Origin of the sequence: Dactylosporangium sp. NPDC051485, assembly GCF_040682015.1 — a bacterium.
Lineage (GTDB): Bacteria > Actinomycetota > Actinomycetes > Mycobacteriales > Micromonosporaceae > Dactylosporangium.
Window position 1 is genome coordinate 66,548 of sequence record NZ_JBFAZW010000052.1, and the last position, 7,760, is coordinate 74,307.

Annotated in this window: 4 protein-coding genes and 1 tRNA gene; 2 read left to right on the forward strand and 3 right to left on the reverse strand. The window is 60.4% G+C overall.

Going from position 1 to position 7,760, the window contains the following annotated elements; translation table 11 throughout:
* The first annotated feature begins 674 nt into the window (after positions 1-674).
* A tRNA-Ser gene (locus AB0M46_RS27415) sits at positions 675-762 on the forward strand.
* A gap of 509 nt (positions 763-1,271) precedes the next feature.
* Positions 1,272-2,414, forward strand: coding sequence for a hypothetical protein (locus tag AB0M46_RS27420; protein WP_363340385.1), 1,143 nt, complete (start codon positions 1,272-1,274; stop codon positions 2,412-2,414).
* Positions 2,415-2,421: 7 nt separating this feature from the next.
* On the opposite strand, the gene AB0M46_RS27425 is transcribed toward AB0M46_RS27420, so the two are convergent.
* From AB0M46_RS27425 to AB0M46_RS27435, 3 genes are all read right to left on the reverse strand, one after another.
* Positions 2,422-3,264, reverse strand: coding sequence for a transposase family protein (locus tag AB0M46_RS27425; protein WP_363340387.1), 843 nt, complete (start codon positions 3,262-3,264; stop codon positions 2,422-2,424).
* A gap of 282 nt (positions 3,265-3,546) precedes the next feature.
* The gene (locus AB0M46_RS27430; RefSeq protein WP_363340389.1) at positions 3,547-4,752 is read right to left on the reverse strand and encodes a hypothetical protein; all 1,206 of its coding nucleotides are present in this window, start codon (positions 4,750-4,752) and stop codon (positions 3,547-3,549) included.
* 14 nt (positions 4,753-4,766) lie between these two features.
* Positions 4,767-6,677, reverse strand: a complete 1,911-nt coding sequence (locus tag AB0M46_RS27435; RefSeq protein ID WP_363340391.1) for an ATP-binding protein — start codon at positions 6,675-6,677, stop codon at positions 4,767-4,769.
* Positions 6,678-7,760 lie beyond the last annotated feature (1,083 nt).

The following is a 7,760-nucleotide window of genomic DNA, read 5'->3' on the forward strand; positions in this document are numbered from 1 at the left end:
GGCTCCTGGCTAGGGCCCTCGCTCTGACTAGGCTCCGGACTCGGGCTCTCGGAGGCGCTCGCGCTCGGCTCCGCGCCCGGAGTGGCCGACACACCCGGCCACGGGTCAAGGACAACGCTCTCCGCCCGATTGACCGCCCCTCGCCGCGATTGCCCCGTCACGTGTACGTCCACGCTGCGTGTCCCGGTCCGCGCCACCACCGGCGCCGCGTCCCCCGGCGCCGACCCGAGCGCCAGCGGCCCACTCCCCCGAGTTCCCCACCCCGAGGCGAAGCCACCGGCAGGACCATCCCCCCGCCGACGGGCCCATGGACATGGACGGCCGCCGCGACAATGACCCCGAGCGCCGCCACCCCCACCCCACCGGCCACCATCCCCCCAAGCGAGGGCAGCCGCTCCCACCGATCCCGCATCCCGTACCGCCACCGCCCCCGATGCCTGGTGACATGCGCCACCCGTGGATCGTTGAAGAAGAGGTGCATCCCCGTACCCCCGTCACTGGTCCCTGGACCGAGTTTGCGCAGCTCACCCCCACCCCGCGACCCCAACACCCAGGCACCCTCAGAACTCACCGCCAGGCGTTCCCCCACCGGTCCCCTAACCCCCGCCAACCGACGTCCCCCACGTGGGTGACCCACGCCGACAAGCAAGCATCTGGCACACTTAGCAGTCGCTGGAGGGCTCGCCTAGTGGCCGATGGCGCCGGTCTTGAAAACCGGTGAGGCGTTCCGCGTCTCCGTGGGTTCGAATCCCACGCCCTCCGCAAGTGATCTGCCGAAACGCCCGCTGAGCAGCAGCAACGCTGCCCAACGGGCGTCCCCTCTATCGGCCGGCCGTCTCGCTTGATCTCACCGTAACCAGCTTCGACTCACTGGCTGTGCATGAGTTGTGCATGAAGGCGTGGCGTACCTGCTGGGCATCTCGCCACCATCAGCAGCGCCGAAACCCTTAACGCCCGAGGAAGAGCTTCAGCAACTGCCAGGCACGCCGCCGCCGCCCGGGGTCGGTCGACCAGAGGTAGACAGCGGCGAGTACCGCAGTGCCACCTGCGGTAAGCAGCGCAATGACACTCAGGTCAGGCATCATCATGGAAGGTCCCTTCGCAGTGGGATCGCCGCGATGGTCCGCGCCGGCGAACTTGACCGGGTTGCGGCGCGGACCACCGTTGTGCGGCACGGCCCCGACCGGGGCTGCTCAATCCACGATGGACCGCTCCCGGCCTGCGTTTACGTTGCGCGCCAACACTTGCCGTCGGCCGCCCAAAGTCCTCCAGTGGCTGACAAGCGGCTCCACATCGCTCCAGGTCTTCGATCCGACGAACATCGCTGCTTTACAGTTCTTGCCACCTTCGACATGCTGGTTGTCACTATGGGTAAGCAGCCAAGCATTATCACACCAGGCCTTGAGGCTGGACATCCGTTGCTGGCGCTTCGCGAGCAGCTCCGCCGCCTGCGTCTGCACAGTGGGAACCCTAGTTACCGGGAAATTAGTCGCCAGACTCGCCAGGCGATCAGCCATACCACGGTTGCCGCAGTGCTTCGCTGTGAAAAGAATCCGAAGTGGGGCCACCTTGAAGTGCTCGTCGATGCCCTCGGCGGAGATCTAGAGAGATATCGACTGCTCTGGATCGCCGCCGAAGAGGCTGGAACGGCACCGAATCGCGTCGCAGCAGATCCTGGTCAGACTGCGTCTGCGGATTTGAACCTGAAGGCAGTGAGCCGTTCGGAAACGAGCGAGCAGTCGACGACGACACTCTCTACACGGCGTGCCAGACCGAAACATAAGCCGTCAAGACGAAGGAGCCTGATCCCGGCCGGACCAGCGGCATCACTGGGCGTCGCACAGGCACTTGACGCTGTAAGCCCCGTAAAGCTCTACGTGACTGAATCCGGTCGAGGGCAGCCGACACAGCCGCTGATCGTAGGCGCGATCGAAGTCGAGCACGATTCCGAGGAGACTGAGCAACGCACTCTAGAGCTTTTCCGTCGACTATCCGCTCGACGGAGCCTGCATGGTCTTGCCAGCTTCGATCAGTTCCGCAAGAACGGGTTCCAGGCATCAACGGACCCAATCGAAATTTCCGGTCCGTTTCGTGAACTAATATTCGACCTTCCCTTCAGAGCGTATCTGATAACATCCGACAGAACCGACACCTCGGGTGGACCGGGAGACGCCGACAAGCTGAATTACCTGTACGGGCATCTGCTAGGCGACTTGCTGCTGCGCTATCGGATGGCATCGACATTGCCGTGCCGAATCGAGAGCGGCGCTGGACGGAGCGGACTCTTGTCAATGCTGCCTGACGCGGTGAAACGGCATGCGAATAGCAAGAAGCGCCAGAGCGGAGCCCTACCCCAGCTTGACATTGTGATGTCGACCCGGGTGGAGTCGATGTCTTTCGCGATCATTGACTGAGGTGATCTCAACAAGAAGTCGGCAGGTAGCGGTACTCGAAGTGGGTGAGCATGAGTGCTGCTTTGACGAAGTCGCCGATTCTGGTTGGGCTGGCGGTGGTGTGTTGCAGGGCGTGCCAGCGGGTGGTGAGGAGTGCGAAGCCGCGTTCGCCGTGGCAGCGCATCGATCGCAGGAGGATGTTGTAGGCGCGGTTGTCGGTGGCGAGGGTGCTGCCGTCGGTGGGTTGTTTGATCGGGGTGTGCACACCGTGGCCTGCGCCTTCGTAGCCTGCGTCGGCGAGGGTTGGCAGGCCGAGCTGTGACGCCGCCCAGTACAGGGCGGCGAGGACGTCATGGTGGCGGGCGACGGTCAGATCGTGCAGGTGCCCGGGTGATACTGGTGCGGTCCAGATCGGCAGTCCGTCCGGGCGCATGATCGCTTGGATGTTCCCGCCGAAGTTGCGGTGCTTGCCGGAGTACCAGGCGTCGATGGTCTTGCCTTTGACGCTGGTGGTGGTCTGGGCGCATCGGTCGGTGGTGAACACTTTGCCGTCCAGGATCACGTGGGACCAGCCGTCGGCGGCGACGCGGCACAGCGCGTCGTGCAGATCGGGTGCAGTCTCGGCGAGGACGGCGGTGACCTCGTCGCGGTAGCGGTAGGCGGTGGCGCGGGACACGCCGAACCCGGCTGCGAGGAGGGTCAGGTCCTCGCGTCTGCGGTACCAGACCAGGACCAGCAGAGCGTGATACCAGCAGGTCAACGCTCGGGTTCCACGCCGGGTTCCGCGCCGGCGGCGCTCGGCGCGCAGGAGCCCGGCGACGTGGTGGACCAGTTCCCTGGGGACGTCGAGCATGGCACGATAGGCGATCACTGGGGTCCTCACCGTGGGCGGGTGTTCTTGTGGTGAGAACTGCCTACCGAGGGCCCCAGCCCTCTTCCAACATCGTCCACATTGGACGTAATGCCCGTGTCGTCCAAATCAGCCGCCAATCCTCGCTGAGATCACCTCACTTGACCACCATCAACATTGGTCGCATGCTCGTCACCCGCCGGCCCCGCACCGAGCGGCAGAGAGTTTCACAGCCGGGCACGCACAAGCAACACGATCTCGACATCACCGGTGCGAAGTGGCGAGACGGATATAAATGCCATTCTAAGATCCGTCTTTCCAGCCTTCTCCAGAATCCACCCAGTCCAAATATGATTCCGGGGTGTATCGCCCGGTCTCCGCCAAAAGCGTCGCCGTTTCTTCGGCAGCACGACGTTTCAGCTCTGGCAACTCCTCCAAAAGTTCATCAACATCGACGAGACTGTTCACGCTTGCAGGAATAGAGCCAGCCCACTTCGCCTCGTTGGCGTTAACCGGCGCCCCATCTCGTAGTGGCACACGGCCTCTCGGCACCTCGATGACCGGACTGAAACGGAAGGCAACTGTAGCCATATCGAGTGGCCCGGAGCGATCCAATATTCTGTATGCGGCTACGTCAAGTATTTCAGAATCCATCCCTTTCGAAACGCCTAGCCGTACCAGCCATTTAGCTATTCCGACAATGATCTCCGACGAATTCAGTCGACGACCCGCACCGAAGTCCTGGCTAAGTTGCGGAAAAAGTCGGACGAGGTCACGCTTGAAGGCGGCGGAGCTAGACATGTTGCTCTCGATCAACTCGGCCATTTCCTCATTGATCTGATGCGGCACCGTCTGATCGTCAACACGGATAGTCAAGAAGAAGAGCCAGCTTCGATGATGGCGGTTCTGAAGCCCGAAGATCTGGCGCAGCGCATCATAGAGTTCAGTTGCATACTGACCCTTATTGTCGGGTTTCGGGAAGATTCCCCCGCATAGGTCAATGTTGACGATGTCGAAAGGCTCTTCATCTAAAAAGATTCGGCGTGCCACCGAATTGATATCGGCGATACTCTCCAGTCGCCGCCGCAGCACCTTGGATCGTGGATCAACATTTGGTGAGCGACGAAGCGAGGCAAGGGAGCCAGCGCTGTCAGTCGCCGAATCTGAAGCAGCAATCGCGTCGAGGGAAGCATGCATCTCAGCCAGCGTGCTCCCTAAGTCGTCATCGCCCTCCTGAGTGGATGCGTCGAATCCTACGAATCGAATCTTCCGTTCGTTCGGAATGCAGAATTGGTTGAGAAAGTATCTGATGTCGAGAAAATCGGCGCCAGGTAACCCGAAGTAGCGTACTGGCCGATCCTGGTCCATCGCAGCAACTAGGCTTTCGATGTACCTACCCCAGATTGTGGCGCGTACATACTGCTTCCTTGGGCGATGCCACGGCTTGAAGTGGTACTCAACTACTTCCGGAAACTCGAAGGATACTAGGGGAAAGTCGTCGTCGTTCATCTCCGAGTCCCCTCTCATCCTAATTTTTCCGATATTTCCTTGATCGATTTGAGAAGTAGGGTGCGATCCTCTGGCGCAAGATCATCGAGAAGTCCATAGGCGTCAAGCACTTGGGTAATGGCGGTTACAAAGGCTACTGCCTTATTCTCTCGCTCCTGATAGTTGGCGCCCGCAGCGGCGACGACACTTCGCGGATACTGATAAGCCCCCGGAGGCTGGCTAGAAGATCTGCCGCTTGAAACAAAGGTAACTGCCGGCGGGTCGTCTAGATCAGGTCCGAGGCGCTGACGACGCACCTCCTCGACAATTTCCCTGACCTCGTCAACAGACCTAGTCGTTTCTACACTTCTACGCTGACGTCGAGCCGAAGCCGCAACGCGCTTCTCTTCGGCGATCACCTTCCGGAGCGCTGAGTGAAGCCACTTAGTAAGCGCCCTCACGTGCGCATGCGCAAAGTTGAACGACTCTCTATCGATATTTAGCGCGCCGTCCAGGCCTTCGGTTACAAAGATTTCACACGTTATGCGCGGAAGCCGCTGCGTCTCGGCGATCGGGAAGCTTAAGAAGGTTGGATCGAATGGGATGCCACTTGCATCGTTAATCCTAATCTTCACTCCACGATGTTCCGTTGGAACGACCTTAGGACTAATCAGCACGTAGGCTTGAAACTCAAGATTCCCACCGCTCATCCGACCATCAATGCCCGGAAACGTTTCGCGATGGCTTGCAACGAATAGCAAAGACTCCTGCAGCGTGGCACTACTTAGCAAGAATCGGTCAAAATAGATCGGCCTACTGAGAGACACTTCGTCAATTTGTACCTCAAAGTCCGATCGTTCAACGATCTTGTTACCGAGCCCCGCCAGTTGCCGCACCGGCGTTCGATTGTCGAATTCGAGTCTCGTTACACCTTTCGGATCGATCCGATACAGTCGAAGATTTTCGGCACCCATGAGATCAAACGGATGGCCTCCGATATAGCGGATCGGCGGCGCGAGGCTTAATGTCCAGATCATCTCCAGGTATTCGTCGAACAGCTTTTCGACACTTGGATTCTGGATGCCCTCTTCCGAATATGCTTTCCATACAGCCTGCACCATGCCTTCCATGGCGGCGTAGCCCTCAGCACCCTTCTTCCACGGAAGTCTGACCGGCTCATCCTCGACGAACTGCTGGAGCAAGTCAGGATTGCTGGGGTCAATCCGCCCGACGTGGTATTCCGGCAGCTCAACTGGCGTACCCCCGTCGTTCGCCCGCGCAAGGAGCGTTAACCACTTCTGCTTACTCTGCAGACTCTCCCGAGTTTGCGGGCGAATTGCAGTTAGTGTAATCGAGGTTCCGTGGGCCTGCGTGTCCTCTGCCCGCTCGCGCCAGATGCGGAACTTGCCCGCCTCATATTTGGCTTCTGGGTCACTGGTAACCGACTCCGCGTACTGGCGCAAGATTACGTAGGCAATCGTTTGATGGTTTTCCCCTGCCACTTTGGTGACAATCTGAAACGCCTGAGTTAGTTGTGCGACCGAAAAGAGACCGATTCCGATCTTGCCGATCAACGGCCGACCGCCGGGGCTTAGATTTGGATCACCTTTTCTCGTTACATTGAACGTCTCGCCCATAGCTGTTCGCTTCGTACTGCCACCTATGTGCTTCAATAGCCGCACCAGAGCTTCAGACGACATGCCATTGCCGTCGTCGTCGATGCTGATGCGTCCGAAATCAGGCCGTTCTGTGCGAATGGTGACTCGCCTGGCGTCCGCGTCGTAGGCGTTCGAGATCAGCTCACGAAGTGCTGACGCAGGCCTTCGGTAGATTCCATCCGTCACGCGCGCGAGCACACGTTGGTCGGTGCTCAGGCTATCTTCAACCGGATGGGCTCTAGAGGCTGACCGCACCTGCTCATTCAGGACCGTGTCATCGTCCCTCACAATGCCCACCTATCACTTAACGCAATAATCCCCACCTCATCGCGTCCGCGCGCGATGACTCGCAGTGACATACTCGGGGACCTTGCCCAGGTGGCACAAGACATTCGACGAAACTCCCTCAGCTCACCAACGTCGGCTGAGCAGACCTGGTGCTGATCTTGAGGTCGAGCCGCACGTGGCTGCGAAGGCGGGACTATTGCAACCGCTTGATCATGTCCAGACCCATGGAGCGTGTGAGCAGGCACGCCTGATCCCCTTAGCTGGCCGAGGTTCGTCGGTCACGATGGGTGTACTCCTGCCGTCGGCGGCGAACCGGCGGCAGTTGGGTCTGCGACGATCTTTCCGGGACGTCGTTGCGGTTTGGTAGCCGTTGGCCGCGTCCGCGAACGGTTGAGTGACTGTCAAGAACCTTCGAGCGCCCAGCCGTGGAACTGGAGATTGGTCGTGGCCCGTCGCGCTCGACGGCGGTCACGGCGTCGTAAGGTGGCGCTAAGCCTGCTGGTGCGAGCGACCAGGTGGGAGGCTCCCCAACTATCATCAAGGATCTTGCTCAGCAGCTTCCGGATGTCTTCCTTGTCAGTAGTCGGCAGCTGCTGGATCTCGGACCGCAGCTCCTCGGCCTTAAAGAAGACCGGTCGCGGCGCGCCCGCCGATGATGACGTGGCTCGGCAGACATGGATGGGCTTGTGCCCGTCGGTTGTGTTGGTAGCGGAGTTTCTTCCGGTCCCGTTCGAACGCAGGAGACTTCCCCGCGGGCACTACGCGCGGGAGCCGGAAACGCCGACCAGCTCTCGCTCTGTGGCCTTCGGTGGATCTCTTGTCACGTTGAGCCGAGCGGCACGAGCTGACGATCGTGGGTTGGCCTGGCCTCTGGTTCTGGCTATGTCGGAACCAGAGGCTCCGCCGCCTCCACGCAGGCCGGCGCTTGCGCTTCGGGTGCACCACGACGCACCTCGCGTCGTCGCGGAGGACCGGAGCACATGAGCTCTGGGCCTGCCCCGTTTTGACGGACATCCGAGATCAGGGGACCTGGGGTCTCCGGGAGGATGTCTAGCATCATGGAGAACGTGGGGAAGAAGCGAT